General features: G+C 62.2%; 14 protein-coding genes. 12 read left to right on the top strand and 2 right to left on the bottom strand.

Annotated elements, in window-relative coordinates:
• The first annotated feature begins 44 nt into the window (after positions 1–44).
• From GA0061101_RS10105 to nadC, 5 genes are all read left to right on the top strand, one after another.
• The gene (locus tag GA0061101_RS10105; RefSeq protein WP_037192338.1) at positions 45–737 is read left to right on the top strand and encodes a GntR family transcriptional regulator; all 693 of its coding nucleotides are present in this window, start codon (positions 45–47) and stop codon (positions 735–737) included.
• Between the two features lie 114 nt (positions 738–851).
• Positions 852–1,754, top strand: coding sequence for an NUDIX hydrolase (locus GA0061101_RS10100; protein WP_037192336.1), 903 nt, complete (start codon positions 852–854; stop codon positions 1,752–1,754).
• Between the two features lie 69 nt (positions 1,755–1,823).
• Positions 1,824–2,795 (top strand): quinolinate synthase NadA, encoded by a 972-nt coding sequence (gene nadA / locus GA0061101_RS10095; RefSeq protein ID WP_037192334.1) that lies wholly within the window; start codon positions 1,824–1,826, stop codon positions 2,793–2,795.
• A complete protein-coding gene (locus GA0061101_RS10090; protein WP_037192331.1) occupies positions 2,792–4,333 on the top strand; it encodes an L-aspartate oxidase in 1,542 nt (513 codons plus the stop codon). The genes nadA and GA0061101_RS10090 overlap by 4 nt, the downstream gene beginning before the upstream one ends.
• Position 4,334: 1 nt before the next feature.
• Positions 4,335–5,192 (top strand): carboxylating nicotinate-nucleotide diphosphorylase, encoded by an 858-nt coding sequence (nadC, locus tag GA0061101_RS10085; protein ID WP_037192329.1) that lies wholly within the window; start codon positions 4,335–4,337, stop codon positions 5,190–5,192.
• Between the two features lie 17 nt (positions 5,193–5,209).
• Here nadC and GA0061101_RS10080 read toward each other — a convergent pair whose 3' ends face one another.
• Entirely contained in the window at positions 5,210–5,986 is a 777-nt protein-coding gene (locus GA0061101_RS10080; RefSeq protein ID WP_037192327.1) for an SDR family oxidoreductase, read from the bottom strand.
• 97 nt (positions 5,987–6,083) lie between these two features.
• Positions 6,084–6,944 (bottom strand): MurR/RpiR family transcriptional regulator, encoded by an 861-nt coding sequence (locus tag GA0061101_RS10075; protein WP_037192326.1) that lies wholly within the window; start codon positions 6,942–6,944, stop codon positions 6,084–6,086.
• Positions 6,945–7,172: 228 nt separating this feature from the next.
• Between GA0061101_RS10075 and murA the strand changes: the two genes are divergently transcribed.
• The 7 genes from murA (at position 7,173) to GA0061101_RS10040 (ending at position 15,676) form a co-directional block, all read left to right on the top strand.
• The gene (gene murA / locus GA0061101_RS10070; RefSeq protein WP_037192324.1) at positions 7,173–8,429 is read left to right on the top strand and encodes a UDP-N-acetylglucosamine 1-carboxyvinyltransferase; all 1,257 of its coding nucleotides are present in this window, start codon (positions 7,173–7,175) and stop codon (positions 8,427–8,429) included.
• Positions 8,426–9,316 (top strand): glucosamine kinase nucleotide-binding domain-containing protein, encoded by an 891-nt coding sequence (locus GA0061101_RS10065; protein ID WP_037192322.1) that lies wholly within the window; start codon positions 8,426–8,428, stop codon positions 9,314–9,316. Before murA ends, GA0061101_RS10065 begins: the two co-directional genes overlap by 4 nt.
• A gap of 273 nt (positions 9,317–9,589) precedes the next feature.
• Positions 9,590–10,513 (top strand): N-acetylmuramic acid 6-phosphate etherase, encoded by a 924-nt coding sequence (gene murQ / locus GA0061101_RS10060; protein WP_037192321.1) that lies wholly within the window; start codon positions 9,590–9,592, stop codon positions 10,511–10,513.
• 80 nt (positions 10,514–10,593) lie between these two features.
• Positions 10,594–12,114 carry an ABC transporter substrate-binding protein gene (locus GA0061101_RS10055; RefSeq protein WP_037192320.1) on the top strand — a complete coding sequence of 507 codons (1,521 nt, stop codon included), beginning with the start codon at positions 10,594–10,596 and terminating at the stop codon, positions 12,112–12,114.
• Positions 12,115–12,141: 27 nt separating this feature from the next.
• Positions 12,142–13,101, top strand: coding sequence for an ABC transporter permease (locus GA0061101_RS10050; RefSeq protein ID WP_037192319.1), 960 nt, complete (start codon positions 12,142–12,144; stop codon positions 13,099–13,101).
• Positions 13,101–13,940, top strand: a complete 840-nt coding sequence (locus GA0061101_RS10045) for an ABC transporter permease (RefSeq protein WP_037192317.1) — start codon at positions 13,101–13,103, stop codon at positions 13,938–13,940. The genes GA0061101_RS10050 and GA0061101_RS10045 overlap by 1 nt, the downstream gene beginning before the upstream one ends.
• Entirely contained in the window at positions 13,937–15,676 is a 1,740-nt protein-coding gene (locus GA0061101_RS10040; protein ID WP_037192315.1) for an ABC transporter ATP-binding protein, read from the top strand. Before GA0061101_RS10045 ends, GA0061101_RS10040 begins: the two co-directional genes overlap by 4 nt.
• Positions 15,677–15,696: the final 20 nt, after the last annotated feature.

Below are 15,696 nucleotides of genomic sequence, written 5' to 3'. Positions count from 1 at the left end.
AACTGTGCTTAAAGGTTCGACGCTCTCGATCAGAAAGGCTGCCAGTGAAGCTCAACCCGAAAGAATTCGCCCTGGACCGCTCCCGTCAGGTCGCGCCGCAGATCCTGGAAATCCTGCGGTCACGTATTCTTTCCATGAGCCTGCCACCGACGACGGTGCTATCGCGCATCTCGCTGCAGAGCGAATTTAACGTCAGCCAGACGCCCGTGCGCGATGCCTTGATTCGGTTGGAAGAGGAGGGGCTGGTCGAGGTCTATCCGCAATATGCAACCGTCGTTTCGCGGATCGATATTCGTAATGCCACCGAAGCGCATTTCCTGCGACTGTCGATCGAGCTTGAGGCGATCCGCCGGCTGACGCTGGAAGCGCCGGATGAGACGTCAGCGGCTCTGGAGACGGTTCTGTCTCGCCAAAAACGTGTCGTGTCGCCGGAGACCTACGATCTCTTTGATATGCTCGACAAGGATTTTCATCGGGTACTTTACGAGAGGGCAGACATTCTCGGCCTGTGGGCGACAGTTCGGCGTCAGGGCGCACATATCGACCGGCTGCGGATGCTCAATCTGCCGATGCCGGGCAAACTGGAGCAGATCATCGTCGATCATCAGGCCGTCGTCGATGCCGTTCGCTTGGGCGATCCGGAGGCGGCCGTTGCCGCCTTGCGCAAGCATCTCTCCGGCACATTATCGATCATCGATCTGATCTGCGAGCAATATCCGGATTATGTGAGCCGTTAAACGCCATCGGTCATCTCAGGATTGCTTGGACATGTGGAGCGCGCAAGCGCGCGCATTGGCTTGCGCCTCGCTTCATGCGAGAAAGCATGTGATGAAACAGATCATGGAGTTTGCTTGACCATCGGACTTGCGCATGCCGAGCTGATCGCGGTCCTGACGGCTGTCACGGGCAATGATCCCAGGGTGATGACGGTGCGGTCGGGCGAAGCTTTGCCGTCCGGTCCGTTCGAGCTTGGGCATCGCACGCTGCAAAGCGGGCTTCGTGAGTGGATCAGGGAGCAGACGGCTCATCCCGTCGGCTATCTGGAGCAGCTTTATACCTTCGCCGATCGTGACCGAAACAACGAGATCCTCGGCGGACGAACGATCTCGATCAGCTATCTCGGCCTGGTGCGCGAACAGGCAGCCCCCGGCGGCGGCCTGCCGGGATGGCATGGCTGGTACGAATATTTCCCTTGGGAAGACCATCGCAAAGGTCGGCCGGCGGTCCTCGATGACATCGCCGCCCGCGTTGCGCTCTGGGTCGATGGTGACGCTGCGAGGCGTGATCAACGCCGGCGCCGTATCGATTTCGCCTTTGGATTAAACGGGGCCGCATGGAACGAAGATCTCGTTCTGCAGCGCTATGAGCTGCTCTACGAGGCCGGTATCGTCGCCGAGGCGGGCTGCGAGCAGTCGCGAACTTTCGGACGGCCGATGTTTGCCGATCACCGTCGTATCCTCGCCACCGGCATGGCGCGGCTGCGGGCCAAGATCAAGTACCGCCCGGTCGTCTTCGAGCTCATGCCTGAGAACTTCACGCTTCTGCAATTGCAGCGAACAGTCGAGGCGCTGGCAGGCCTGACGCTGCACAAGCAGAATTTCCGACGGCTGATCGAACAGCAGGACTTGGTGGAAGAGACCGGCGGCTCCGAAAGCGAGACCGGCGGCCGCCCGGCGAAGCTCTTCCGCTTCCGTCACGCCATCCTCGAAGAACGCGAATTCGCCGGAACGAAATTACCGCTCTCCCGCAATTGACATATGCTCATATCGAGAATATCTATTTGCGCATAATATGCTCAAAATGAGTATAACAAGGAGCCGGTCATGAATCTTCCCGTATCCGCATCCTCCCTCTATGATCGTGTCAGCCGCGTCATCCCGAAAGCCGAATGGCTGACGTTTCAGGATGATGTCGAGGCCATCCTCGAGCTGAAGCGGCGGCACAACGCCGTCATTCTCGCCCACAACTACCAGACGCCGGAGATCTTCCACGGCGTTGCCGATATTGTCGGCGACAGCCTGGCGCTGGCGCGCAAGGCCATCGAGGTCGACGCCGACATCATCGTCCTTGCCGGCGTGCACTTCATGGCCGAGACCGCCAAGCTGCTGAACCCGGAAAAGACGGTGCTGATCCCCGATATGGACGCGGGTTGTTCGCTGGCGGATTCGATCACGCCTGAGGATATCGCCTTGCTGCGACAGGCACATCCGGGCGTTCCCGTCGTCACCTATGTCAACACCTCGGCTGCCGTGAAGGCGGCATCCGATATCTGCTGCACTTCGGGCAATGCCAAACAGGTGGTGGAATCGCTCGGCGTGCCGAAAGTGCTGATGCTTCCGGACGAATATCTGGCGCGCAACGTCGCGCGCGAAACCAATGTTCAGCTCATCGCCTGGCATGGACACTGCGAGGTCCATGAACTCTTCACCGCCGATGACGTGCGCCAACTGCGTGAAAATTATCCTGGCGTCACGGTGCTTGCGCATCCCGAATGTCCGCCGGATGTTGTCATGGAAGCGGATTTTGCCGGCTCGACTGCCGTCATGTCCGACTATGTCGGCAAAAGGCGCCCCGCGCGCGTCGTGCTGCTGACGGAATGTTCGATGAGCGACAATGTCGCCGTGCGTCATCCCGATGTGGAGTTCATCCGGCCCTGCAATCTCTGCCCGCATATGAAGCGCATCACGCTCGGGAATATCCGTAAGGCGTTGGAAGAGGGGCAGCATGAAGTGACGATCAATCCGGCGATCGCGGTCGCCGCCCGCCGCGCGGTGGAAAGGATGCTGGCGATATGAGCGAGATTCTTGAAGAACTGAGCGGTCGCATCGTTATCGTCGGCAGTGGTCTTGCCGGGCTGATGACAGCGCTGACCTTGGCCCCGGAACCCACCGTGATCGTAACGCGCGCCGCGCTCGGCGGGGAAACGTCGAGCGCCTGGGCGCAGGGCGGTATCGCTGCCAGCATGGGTGACGACGATAGTGCTGCGTTGCACCTGGCCGATACGCTTGCCGCCGGCGACGGGCTTTGCGATTTGAAGGTGGCTGCGAGCATCGTCGCCGAAGCGCCCGCTGCCATCGCCGCGCTGGAGCGGGCCGGCGTTCAGTTCGATCGCAATGGCGCCGGCGTCCTATCATTGGGCCTCGAAGCGGCTCATTCACGTCGCCGTATCGTGCATGCGAAAGGCGACGGCTCGGGTGCGGCCATAGTCCGTGCGCTTACAGAGGCGGTCGCCCGCGCGCCGTCGATCAGGGTGCTTGAAGGCTATGAGGCGCGACGGCTGTTGCTGGACGGCGACCATATCGCCGGTCTGCTGTGTGCTACGGAGAAGGGTACAATCATCCTGCCATCCTGCCGCGTCGTGCTCGCGACGGGCGGCATAGGCGGCCTCTACGAGGCCACGACCAATCCTGTCGGCAATTTCGGGCAGGGGATCGCGCTTGCCGCGCGGGCCGGCGCGTTTCTGGCCGACATGGAATTCGTGCAGTTCCATCCGACGGCGCTCGACAGCCGCAGGCGACCGCTGGCGCTCGTCAGCGAGGCGGTTCGTGGCGAGGGTGCCTTGCTCGTCAATGAGAATAACGAGCGCTTCATGGCTGAGGTCGATGGCGCCGAGTTGGCCGCCCGCGATGTCGTTGCGCGCGCCATCAGCGCGGAAATCGCGCGCGGAGGCCGGGTTTTTCTCGATGCCCGTGAGGCGCTCGGCAACCGCTTCGCGGCGCGTTTCCCTGTCATCGACGCGCTTTGCGGCGAGGCCGGCGTCGATCCATCGCGTGATCTCATTCCGGTGCGTCCGGCTGTCCACTATCATATGGGTGGCGTGGCGACGGACGAGAATGGCCGCAGTTCCGTGCCCGGCCTATGGGTCGTTGGCGAGGCGGCATCCACCGGCCTGCACGGGGCCAACCGCCTTGCCAGCAATTCCCTGCTGGAAGCTGCCGTGATGGGCATGCGAGCGGCGCATGATATCGCCGGCATCGATGCAGGCCCGACAAGGCTGCTGCACGATCATGCGCGTCTCGTGGCACCCGATCCGTCGCTTGTTCGGCCTGTTGTCTCGCGCCATCTCGGCGTACTGCGCAATGCTGGCGCGATTCATGGCGCGATCGCAGCCCTCCTGCCGTTGTTCGACAGTGAGGGTCCGGCGGCCGATCCGGCCCTCGTCGCGCTGCTGATCGCCGTCTTCGCCAGCCTCAGGAGGGAATCGCGCGGTGCCCACGCCCGCACGGATTTTCCGCTGAAGCTGCAGCATGTGCAGCGTCGCATGATGCGTCTGTCCGATGCCTTGGACATCGCGAGATCCGTCATTCCCTATTCCTTCGCCAGGAGCGCCTGACATGACCCTCGTTCCCCTTCCGCGCCTCATCGTCGAGCCGTTGGTGCGCAATGCCCTGCTTGAGGATCTCGGCCTTGCCGGCGATGTCACGTCCGCTGCCGTGATCCTCGCGACGCATCGGTCCCGCGTGGCAATGGTGACGCGCCAGCCGGGTGTGGTCGCCGGCCTCGATGCGTCCGAACTCGCCTTCCAGCTCGTCGATCCCGGCATCACCATGACCCGCCACGTGCCTGACGGCACGAAGGTAGAGGCAGGCGAGGTGATTGCAACGATCGAGGGGCCATCGCGCGGCCTGCTGACGGCGGAACGCACCGCCTTGAATTTCCTCGGCCATCTCTCGGGTATCGCGTCCGTGACGGGCGGCATCGTCGAGGCGATCGCGGGCACCAAGGCTTCGATCGTCTGCACCCGCAAGACGACGCCGGGCCTGAGGGCGCTGGAGAAATATGCAGTCCGCGCTGGCGGCGGCATGAACCATCGCTTCGCGCTCTATGACGCTGTGCTGATCAAGGACAATCATGTTGCCATTGCGGGCGGTGTCGTCGAGGCGATCCGTCGAGCCAAGGCGGGCGTCGGCCATATGGTCAAGATCGAAGTCGAGGTCGATACGCTGGAACAGCTTCGCGAAGCCATGGCCGAAGGTGTGGATGCCGTGCTGCTCGACAATATGGCGCCGGATCAGCTGCGCGAGGCGGTCGATATTGTCGCCGGACGAGCCATTACCGAAGCGTCGGGCCGCATCACGCCGGCAACCGCTGCAGCAATCGCGGCCTCCGGTGTCGATCTCATTTCCGTCGGATGGCTGACACATAGCGCGCCGACGCTCGATATCGGCCTGGACTGGAAGTCGGCGGCTTAACGCCGCCGATTGCAAGCTCAGACAACGATCGGCACTTGTGCGCCGTCCATGCTGATGACGACGCCGGTAACGTAACTTGCCTTGGTCGAGCTCAGGAAGGCAACGACATTGGCAATGTCGGTAGGATCTGCCATGCGGCCGATCGGGATGCGCCGCAGCGCGTCGGCGAGCGCCTCCTCCTCTGTCGAGCCGGTAGCTTTCGCCGCCGCCTTCAGGCCTTCGGCGACGCGATCCGTTTCTGTCAGGCCGGGATTGAGGCCGACGACACGCACGCCTTTGCCGGCATAGGCGTTGGCGAGCCCGACGCTTGCGAGCATCAGGGCGGCATTGGCCGACCCGCCGGCCAGATGGAAGGGCGAGGCGATCTTGCCGCCATTGCCGATGATATTGATGACGGCGCCCGAGCCACGCGTACCCATGCGTTTGATGACGGGATCGATCACGTTGATATAGGAAAAATACTTCGCATCCATCGCGGCGCGCCAGATCGCAGGGGTCAGTTCGTCTGCCGGCGTGCGCGCCGCAGCCCCTGCGCTGTTGACGAGAATATCGATGGGGCCGATTTCGGCCTCGACCTTGTCGACGACCGCGAGTGCCTGCTCATCGGATATCAGGTCGGCGGCATAGCCTTGCGCTCCGGAGAGCTTCGAAAGCGCCTTGTCGATGTTGGCTTGCGCGCGCGAACATATGGCGACACGCGCGCCTTCCGACAGGAAGAGTTCGGCGCAGGCGTAGCCGATGCCCTTAGAGCCGCCTGTGATCAGAACGACTTTATCCTTGAGGCCAAGGTCCATGAGATTGTCTCCGGGTGCGTTGCGAAAGGGCTCGCAAGCTACGTCCGGAAATCCCTGCAGTACAGAGTGGCAGCCGTCACAGCTTGTTTACCGGTCTCTACGAAAGGCGTTTGGCCTTCAGCACGGAAACGGCGGTTTCGCTGTTGTGGACATAGTCGTGGGCATCGGGCTGCTTTTGCACCAGCAGAATGAACAGCAAATCCGTCAACATCAGCTGGGCATCGCGCGCCGTGATCGACGAGGAGCGGACGCGATCCTCGTCGCCGACGGTGTGAAGGCGGATATCGGCAACGCGGGCAAGCGGGTTGTCCTGAAGTCCGGTGACGGCAATGACGGTCGCCTTGCGCTGGCTTGCGAGCTCGGCGATCCGCAGCGTCTCGATGCTGGTGCCGGAATAGGAAAGGGCGAAGAGCAGATCGTCCGGGCCGAGCGTCGACGCATTGGCCATCTGCACGTGGCTGTCGCTGTCATGCAGGACGTTGCGGCCGAGCTTCATCAGCTTGTAAGAAAAGTCGCGGGCGACCAGCGATGAGGCGCCGACGCCGGCCAGATGGATGCGCCGTGCATCGTGAAGGGCTTCGAGCGCCTTGTCGATATCGCCCTCATTGTTGACCGAGATGGTCTGCTGCATGGCTTGCAATTTACTGCCCAACAGCTTCTGCAGGATCGTGAGATAGCCGTCACCCACTTCGATCGTGCCGTGGATCATGCCGGCCGGGGCTGGCCATTCCTGGGCTTTCGCCTCGCTGACGGCAAGCTTCAGTTCCTGGTAGCCGGCATAGCCAAGCTTCTGGCTGAACTTGACGACGCTCGACTGGCTGCGGCCTGTCTCGACCGCAAGCGCCGCCGATGAGAGGCGCAACATCTGGTCGGGATTTTCGACGATGAATTGCCCGATCTGGCGATCGGCAGGCGCCATGGTCTCGAGCTGCGCACTGATTTTCTTCAAGATAGACATCTGTCCCTTCGGGCCGTCGGGGCCGATTCACGCATCATCACGAGCAGACCAAAAATAGCATTCGGATGAAGCCGGGCAACCATGCTTTGAGCGATAGAGGTTACCATAGAGAATTGGAATAAAAAATTCCAATTTCCGTTGACAGGTTGGAATGGTCGAATAATCTTCTGCAGGAAGCAGGCGGCGGAGTCTCTGGGACGTCGCACCTCTCTTCAACGGGTTCTGATCATGGATAGACTTCGCATCTCTGGCGGCAAAAGGTTGCAGGGCGCCGTGACGATCTCGGGCGCCAAGAATGCGGCCCTGCCGCAGATCGCGGCTGCCCTTTTGAGCCCGCATCCACTCGAGCTGACCAACCTGCCTGTCGTCAGCGATGTCGAGAACATGCTTGGCGTCATTGCCCTTCATGGGGCGAAGATCACGCGTGCGGCGCACGGCACGACGATCGATCCGAGCGCCATCGTCTCGAAGGAGACCTCCTACGATACGGTGCGGCGCATGCGAGCGACCGTCCTGGTGTTGGCGCCGCTGCTTGCCCGTTTCGGTCAAGCATGCGTCTCCCTTCCCGGTGGTTGCGCCATCGGTGCCCGACCTGTCGATATGCATATCAAGGCGCTTGCGACCCTGGGAGCCGATATCGCGATCGAAAGCGGCCTAATCGTCGCTTCGGCTGCCAATGGGCTGAAGGGTGCCCGCATCGTGCTGAGCTCGCCGTCCGTCGGCGCGACGGAGACGGCCATGATGGCCGCCTGCGCAGCCAAGGGTGAAACGGAGATTTTGAACGCCGCGCGTGAGCCGGAAGTTGCCGATCTCGCCGCCTGCCTCAGCGCCATGGGTGCGCGGATCGAAGGGGCGGGCACGCATCGCATCCTCATCGATGGCGACACCAGCTGGCGTCCCGCCAAACACCACGGCATCCCCGACCGTATCGAGGCGGGAACCTATGCCGTGGCCGCCGCCATCACCGGTGGACAGCTCGAGCTCATCCATGCCCGGTTGGAAAATCTTGCCTCGGTCGTACAGGCGCTGGAGGCCATGGGCGTCAGTGTCTGGCCGAGCGATCGCGGCTTGGTCGTCTCCAGAGACCGTCCGCTCAAGGGCGCCGACCTCACCACCGAACCCTATCCGGGCTTCCCGACCGATCTGCAGGCGCAATTCATGGCTCTTGCCTGCTGCGCCGAGGGCGCCTCGCTGATCCGCGAGACGGTGTTTGAAAATCGCTTCATGCATGTGCCGGAGCTGATGCGGCTGGGAGCCAACATCACCCTGCAGGGCACAACGGCCCTGGTGCGGGGTGGTGCGCCGCTCAAGGGGGCGCAGGTGATGGCGACGGATCTTCGCGCCTCCGTTTCGCTGGTGCTGGCGGCGCTCGTGTCGAAAGGCGAAACCATCGTCAATCGCGTCTATCATCTCGATCGCGGCTATGAGCAGCTTGATCGCAAGCTTCGCCTCTGCGGCGCCGATATCGAACGGCTGACGTCATGACCGCTGCAGCAGAAACCTCTCCTTATTTCCTCGGCGTCGATGGCGGCGGCACCGGTTGCCGCGCTCGCATCGAGGATACCGCCGGCACGATACTGGGGCAGGGATTGTCCGGTCCCGCGACGACGCGGCTCGGTGTCGAGGAAGCCTGGGCTTCCATCGTCAGGGCCTTCGATGCCGCAATCGAAGAGGCGGGTCTGAGCGCCGTGCATATCAAGCGTATCCATGCAGGCGTCGGGCTGGCCGGCATCAGCCGCAAGGGCGCGCTTGCAGCCCTCAGGGCCATAGAACATCCCTTTGCCAGCATCGACTTCGTCAGCGACGGCGAGGGAGCCTGCCTCGGCGCCCATTCCGGCCGGGATGGGGCAATCGTCATTGCCGGCACGGGGTCGATCGGGCTCGGTCTCGTCGAGGGCCGGCAATTGCGGGTCGGTGGTTATGGTTTTCCGATCTCGGACGAGGGTAGTGGCGCTTACCTCGGGCTGAATGCGGTGCAGTTCGCGCTTCGCGCCCATGATGGCCGCGAGCAGAAGACGGCATTGCTGGCCGAGATCATGCAGCGATTCCAGAACGATACCATGGAAGCGGTGGCCTGGATGGATCGCGCATCCGCCACCGACTATGCGACACTTGCGCCGATGGTTCTGCGTCATGCCGACCAGGGCGATGCCGTGGCGCGGCGCATCGTGCAAAGCGCGGCAGGGCATATCGACACATTGGTTCGCACCCTGTTCGAGAAGGGTGCGCCGCGCGTCTGCCTGCTTGGCGGCTTGGCGAGTCCGCTCGAGCCCTGGCTTGCGCCGGATGTGCGCCGCAGCCTCAAGCCCATCGATGGCGATGCGGTCTCGGGCGCCATCATCCTTGCCAGAAGGGCAATCCGCCAGCGTTGACGGGAAGGTTGGCGCAGCGGTTTTTCGCGCGAAAAAATGGAATATTTTATTCCTTTTGTGATTGACTGAAGGAATAAACGGACATAGTGTTAATAAAGGTAAACAGGGAATGGGCGCAGAACGAAGCCGAAAAGGCCGGCTGCATCCTGGCTGATTTCAGTCTTCCGTTTTGTTGAAAAACCGAATTTTGCTGAGGCGGGTCCGATGCTTCATTGGTCGGGCTTGTCATCTCCTGACCTATTGATGTCGAAGCGTTAGTTCGAGAACAGGCCCATGACAGAGCAGAAGTTGATATCCGAACTGGAGCAGTTGGTTTCCGAAGGCCGCAATCCGAATACGATGCATATCGATCTGCTGCCGACCTTCGATATCCTGCGCGAGATCAATTATGAGGATCAGACGGTGCCGGTCGCCGTCGAAAAGGTCATTCCGGCCATCGCCGCCGCCGTCAACCAGATCGTCGCCGCCTTCCAGAAGGGTGGCCGGCTGATCTACATGGGGGCAGGGACCAGCGGCCGGCTCGGCGTGCTCGACGCCTCCGAATGCCCGCCGACCTTCAGCGTGCCGCCGGAGATGGTCATCGGCCTGATTGCAGGCGGGCCGGATGCGCTGCGGCGCTCGATCGAGGGAGCCGAGGATGATCCCGAGCAGGGACGCCAGGCGCTGCGGGACATCAATCTGACGGCAGCCGATGTCGTTGTCGGCATCGCCGTCAGCGGTCGCACGCCCTATGTCATCGGCGGCTTGAACTATGCGAAGAGCATCGGCGCCTTTACGGTCGCCCTGTCCTGCAATCCCAATTCCATTATTGCCGGCATCGCCGATCTGGCGATTTCTCCGGTTGTCGGTCCGGAAATCCTGACAGGCTCGACGCGCCTGAAGTCCGGCACAGCGCAGAAGCTCATTCTTAACATGCTGACGACGGCAAGCATGATCCGCATCGGCAAGAGCTATCAGAATCTGATGGTCGACGTCAGCGCGAGCAACAAGAAGCTGGTGGCGCGCGCCGCGCGCATCGTCATGCAGGCGACCGGCTGCTCGCAGCAGGAGGCACGCCGCGTTCTCGATCTGACAGGCAATGACGTCAAGCTTGCCATTCTCATGGAAATAACCGGGATGGGCATTGAAGAAGCCCGCGCGGCATTGCAAAACGCTGATGGATTCTTGCGCAAGGCCATCAACGCTAGGACTGCTTAAGGGAAGATCGCGGCGCGCCGCGATAGCAATCAATTGGCCAAAATCGGCCGGGGACATTTGAAAAAATCGGAGGGCTGGGAATGGAAGGGCATTTTGCAAGGAAACTGATTTCGGGGGTCGTGCTGGCGGCGGGGCTTGGCATGGCGGTGGTCGCGATGCCGGTTGAGGCAGCGACGCTGCGCATGGCGTGGTCGCAGGATGCGACCGGGCTCGACCCGCACAAGCAGACGGCCTTTTCCTCCATCCGGCTGCTGGAACTGATCTATGAGCCGCTCGTTCGCCTCGATGGCAGTCTGCAGATCGTGCCCGGCATTGCCGACAGCTGGCAGTTTTCACCCGACGGCAAGCAGCTGACTTTCAAGCTCAACGCCAAGGCGAAGTTCCAGAATGGCGCCCCGGTGACCTCGGCCGACGTGAAGGCTTCCTTCCAGCGCATCCTCGACCAGGCGACCGGCGCCGTCGCCCGCGCCAACTTCTTGTCGATCGCGAGCATCGATACGCCCGACGCCAATACCGTTGTGTTCAACCTGTCGCAGCCTGACGTTCCGATCCTGACGGCGATGACCAGCCTCAATGCGGCGGTTGTTCCGGCGAGCGAAATTGCCGCCGGCACCATCGGCACGAAGGCGATCGGTTCCGGCCCCTTCAAGCTCGACAGCTGGGTTCCGAATTCCAAGGAAGTGTTGAGCGCCAACAAGGATTGGGCAGGCGGCGCCATCGGCGTCGACGGCATCAACATCAGCGTACTGCCCGATGAAACGGCCATCCTCGCCTCGCTGCGCACCGGCCAAATCGATTTCGCTCTCCTGAACGATCCGCTCGTGGCGACACTGGTGCCTAAGGAGCCGAAGCTGCAGCTCACCCGCACGCCGGTGCTTTCCTACAATGTCCTGCAGCTCAATCCCTCCCGCAAGCCGATGGATCAGCTTGCGGTGCGCCAGGCGATCTCTTGCGCCATCGACCGCAAGGACGTGATGGATACGGCCGCGCTCGGCGAGGGCAAGGTGACCGGGCCGCTGACGATGCCGCTCTACGCCACCGATCCCGGCCAGCTTTTCTGCTATACACGCGACGTAGCGAAGGCAAAGAAGCTGATGGCCGATGCCGGTTTTGCCAATGGCTTCTCCGCGACCGTGATCGCCGCCACCGGCGAGCCGCCGACGGCGACAGCCGAAGCGCAGGTCATCCAGTCGCAGCTCGCCGAAATCGGCATCAAGCTCGATATCAAGGTGATGGAGCTCAACGTCTATGTCGATACCTGGCTGAAGGGCAATTTCGACATGGCGGTCGCGCTCAACGGCGGCAGCGCCGATCCTTACTCCATGTACAACCGGTACTGGACGAAGACCGGCAATCTGCAGAAGGTCGCCAATTACATCGACGACACGCTCGATAGCCTGATGCAGAAGGGGCGCGTCGAAACCGACCCGGCCAAGCGCAAAGCGATCTTTGCCGAATTCGAGAAGCACATCGCCGAAGTCTCGCCCTGGATCTGGCTCTACACGGCTTATGGCTACACGGCTGAACAGAAGAATGTTCAGGGCTTTGTGCCGACGCCGACGGGCTCGCTGTTCGGCCTCGCCAAAGTCTCGATCAAGTGACGGCAGTCGAGATTTAGAGGAAGTGCCATGGGATACCTGACGCGCCGGCTCATGACATTCCCGCTGATCATGCTGGGCGTATCCATCCTCGTCTTCGTCGCCATCCGGCTGGTGCCGGGTGACGCGATCACGGCGATGCTCGGAACCAATGCGGGCCTGCTGACGCCGGAGCAGCGGCAGGCCCTTGCCACCTATTTCGGCATCGACCAGTCCTGGCCTGTTCAGTATTGGCATTGGCTCCTGGGCATATTCCAGGGCAATCTCGGCATTTCCGTCACCTACGGCAAGCCGGTGCTCGACATCATCCTCGAGCGTTTCCCGCTGACGCTCGAACTTGCGTTGCTCTCCATGGTGATCGCGCTTGCCATCGGCCTGCCGGCGGGCGTCTTTGCCGCGACACGAAACGAGAGGTTCTCCGATCTTGCCGTGCGCATCGTCGCCATGATCGGGCAATCGACGCCGAATTTCGTTCTCGGGCTTCTGCTGATCTATGCCTTGTCGGCCGGTTTCGGTGTCTTGCCGACCATGGGGGAGTTCACGCCCATCTGGCAGGATCCGCTCGGCAATCTCGGCCAGATGATCCTGCCGGCATTGACGCTTGGCTTCGCCTTCGCCGCCTCGGTCACGCGCGTCGTACGCTCGGCCATGCTCGATGTTCTGAGTGATGATTATGTCCGCACGGCCCGCAGTCGCGGCGTGCCGGCGCGTGGCGTCATCTGGCGGCATGCGTTGCCGAATGCGCTGATCCCGGTGGTGACGCTCAGTGGCGTCGAGTTCGGCTATCTTCTCGGCGGCGCGGTTCTCGTCGAGCAGATCTATGCTCTGCCCGGACTCGGCCGCATGGTGCTCGACGCCATCCTGCAGCGCGATTATGCCCTGGTGCAGGGTAGCGTGCTGTTCATCGCCTTCAACTTCATGATCGTCAACCTGCTCGTCGATCTCGCCTATGTCGCGCTCGATCCGCGCGTCCGTCTGGGAGAGGGTTGATGCGGATCGTCAAGGCCATTTTGGGACATATGAGCGGCCGGATCGGCGGCATCATCGTTCTCATCTATATCGTGCTTGCCATTCTCGGCATGCTGGGGCTTACCCCGCACGATCCATTGATGCAGAACCGGATCGACCGCCTGCATGCCCCCAATCTCACCTATTGGATGGGCACCGATCTCTTCGGCCGCGATGTCGCAAGCCGGCTGATGAACGGCATCGGAGAATCCTTCACCGTCGCCTTCCTGTCCGTGGCCGCCGCAAGCCTGATCGGCACCGTGCTCGGTTTGACCGCAGCCTGGTCCGGAAAGCGCTGGGACGGCGTGATTATGCGGACGATGGACGTGCTTCTGGCCTTCCCGGCGATCCTTCTAGCGCTCCTGATTATCGCCATCGTCGGGCCGGGCACCTGGACCAGCGTCGCGGCGATCGCGATCGTCTACACGCCTATCTTTACCCGCGTCGTGCGCGGTCCGGCGCTGTCTTTGAAGGGACGCGACTTCGTCGATGCCGCCCGCACCTTCGGCAGCAGCAGGTCTTACATCCTGACGCGGCATTTGTTGCTCAATCTTGTTGCGCCGCTGACGGTGCAGGTGACGCTGGCGCTCGCCTGGTCGCTGTTGACCGAAGCGGGCCTGAGCTTTCTCGGTTTGGGAACGCAGCCGCCGGCCTCCTCGCTCGGGCTGATGCTGAGTGACAGCCGCAACCTTATGGAAACAGCGCCCTGGCTGCTGATCTTCCCCGGCATAACCATTATGATCTCTATTCTCGGCTTCAACCTGCTCGGCGATGCCCTGCGCGATATTCTCGATCCGAAAATGCGGAGGTCCACCGTATGAGCCCACTGCTGTCGGTCTCGGATCTGCGCGTCGGTTTCGGACGCAACCCGGAAGCAAATCCCATCGTTCGCGGAGTCAGCTTCGAGCTCGAAGCCGGCGAGACGCTGGCGATCGTCGGTGAGAGTGGGTCGGGCAAATCCGTCACGGCGCTTTCGATCAATCGCCTCGTCGATTTCGGCGGCGGTCGCATTACTGGCGGCTCGATCCGGCTGAAACGTGCGGATAACAGCGTTCTCGACCTGACCACGGCCGGCGAGGCACAGCTGACGAAGATCCGCGGCGCCGAGATCGGCATGATCTTCCAGGAACCGATGACGTCCCTTAATCCAGTGCTGACGATCGGCACGCAGATCGAGGAATCGTTTCGGCTGCATCGCGGTCTGACCGGCCGCCAAGCGACGGCCGCCGCCAAGGATGCCTTGGATCGTGTGCGCATTCCCGATGCCGCGCGACGCCTGACCTATTGTCCGAACCAGCTTTCCGGCGGCATGCTTCAGCGTGTGATGATCGCGACGGCACTTGCCTGCAATCCGCGCCTGCTGATCGCCGACGAGCCGACGACCGCGCTCGACGTGACCGTGCAGGCGCAGATCATGGCGTTGCTCGCCGAGCTGAAGCGCGAGACCGGCATGTCGATGATCTTCATCACCCACGATATCGGCCTCGTCGCCGGCATTGCCGACAAGGTCATGGTTATGCAGGCCGGAGAGGCGGTCGAGCAGGGCGAACTTAACCAGATCCTCGATAATCCCATCCATCCCTATACACAGCATCTGCTGCATTCGGTTCCGCATTTCGCTGCCGGGAGTGCCGCGCGCACGGATTTTCAGCGCGATGAATCTCAGACCAAACCGGCGCTGAAGGTCGATGGCTTGACCGTCCGTTTCGCGGTGTCGAGCAGCTTCCTGCGTCGTGCGACCGGCGCGGTTCATGCCGTGGAAGGGGTCGGCTTCGATCTGATGCCGGGCGAGACGCTGGCGATCGTCGGCGAGAGCGGCTCCGGCAAATCCACGACCGCGCGGGCGGTCCTTGGATTGGTCAAGTCGACGCGCGGCACGTTCACGACTAGTGGCGGCAAGGCTGCCGACCGCACGAGCGCGGTGCAGATGGTCTTCCAGAATCCTTACGCCTCGCTCAACCCGAGACTTCGGGTCGACAGCATTCTCGCCGAACCGGTGATCGCGGCCGGTGGCCGTCTGTCGGGAGGCACGCGGGAGCGGATGGTCATGCTGCTGAAGCGTGTCGGTTTGCCGGAAAATGCCCTTGAACGCTACCCGCACGAGTTTTCCGGTGGCCAGCGCCAGAGACTGTGCATCGCGCGCGCTCTGATGCTGAACCCGTCCGTGCTGGTGCTCGACGAGGCGGTTTCCGCACTCGACGTCTCCGTTCAGGCGCAGGTCTTGAACCTGTTGATAGAGCTCCAGCGCGAATATGGGCTCGCCTATCTGTTCATCTCGCATGACATGGCAGTGGTGGAGCGGATCGCCCATCGCATCGCCGTGCTCTATGCCGGCCAGATCGTCGAGATCGGCGATGCGGCCTCGATCTTGTCGCAGCCAAAGCATTCCTATACCAGGCGGTTGATCTCGGCAGTCCCGACGGTCGCGCGGCGAAAGGAGAATTTCGCGCTCGACACGCGTCAGGTTCCTTCGCTGGTGCGTCCTCTCGGTTTCGAGCCGGCAACACCGGAATGGCGCCGGTTCGCGCCGGATCACATCGCTCTGGCGGAAGCCTGAAGCAAGCCGGCGGGAAGGCG

Origin of the sequence: Martinezella lusitana (assembly GCF_900094565.1) — a bacterium.
Taxonomy (GTDB): domain Bacteria; phylum Pseudomonadota; class Alphaproteobacteria; order Rhizobiales; family Rhizobiaceae; genus Rhizobium; species Rhizobium lusitanum.
Note: the sequence above shows the minus strand (reverse complement) of the source record. Positions and strands in the feature narration are given on the sequence as shown.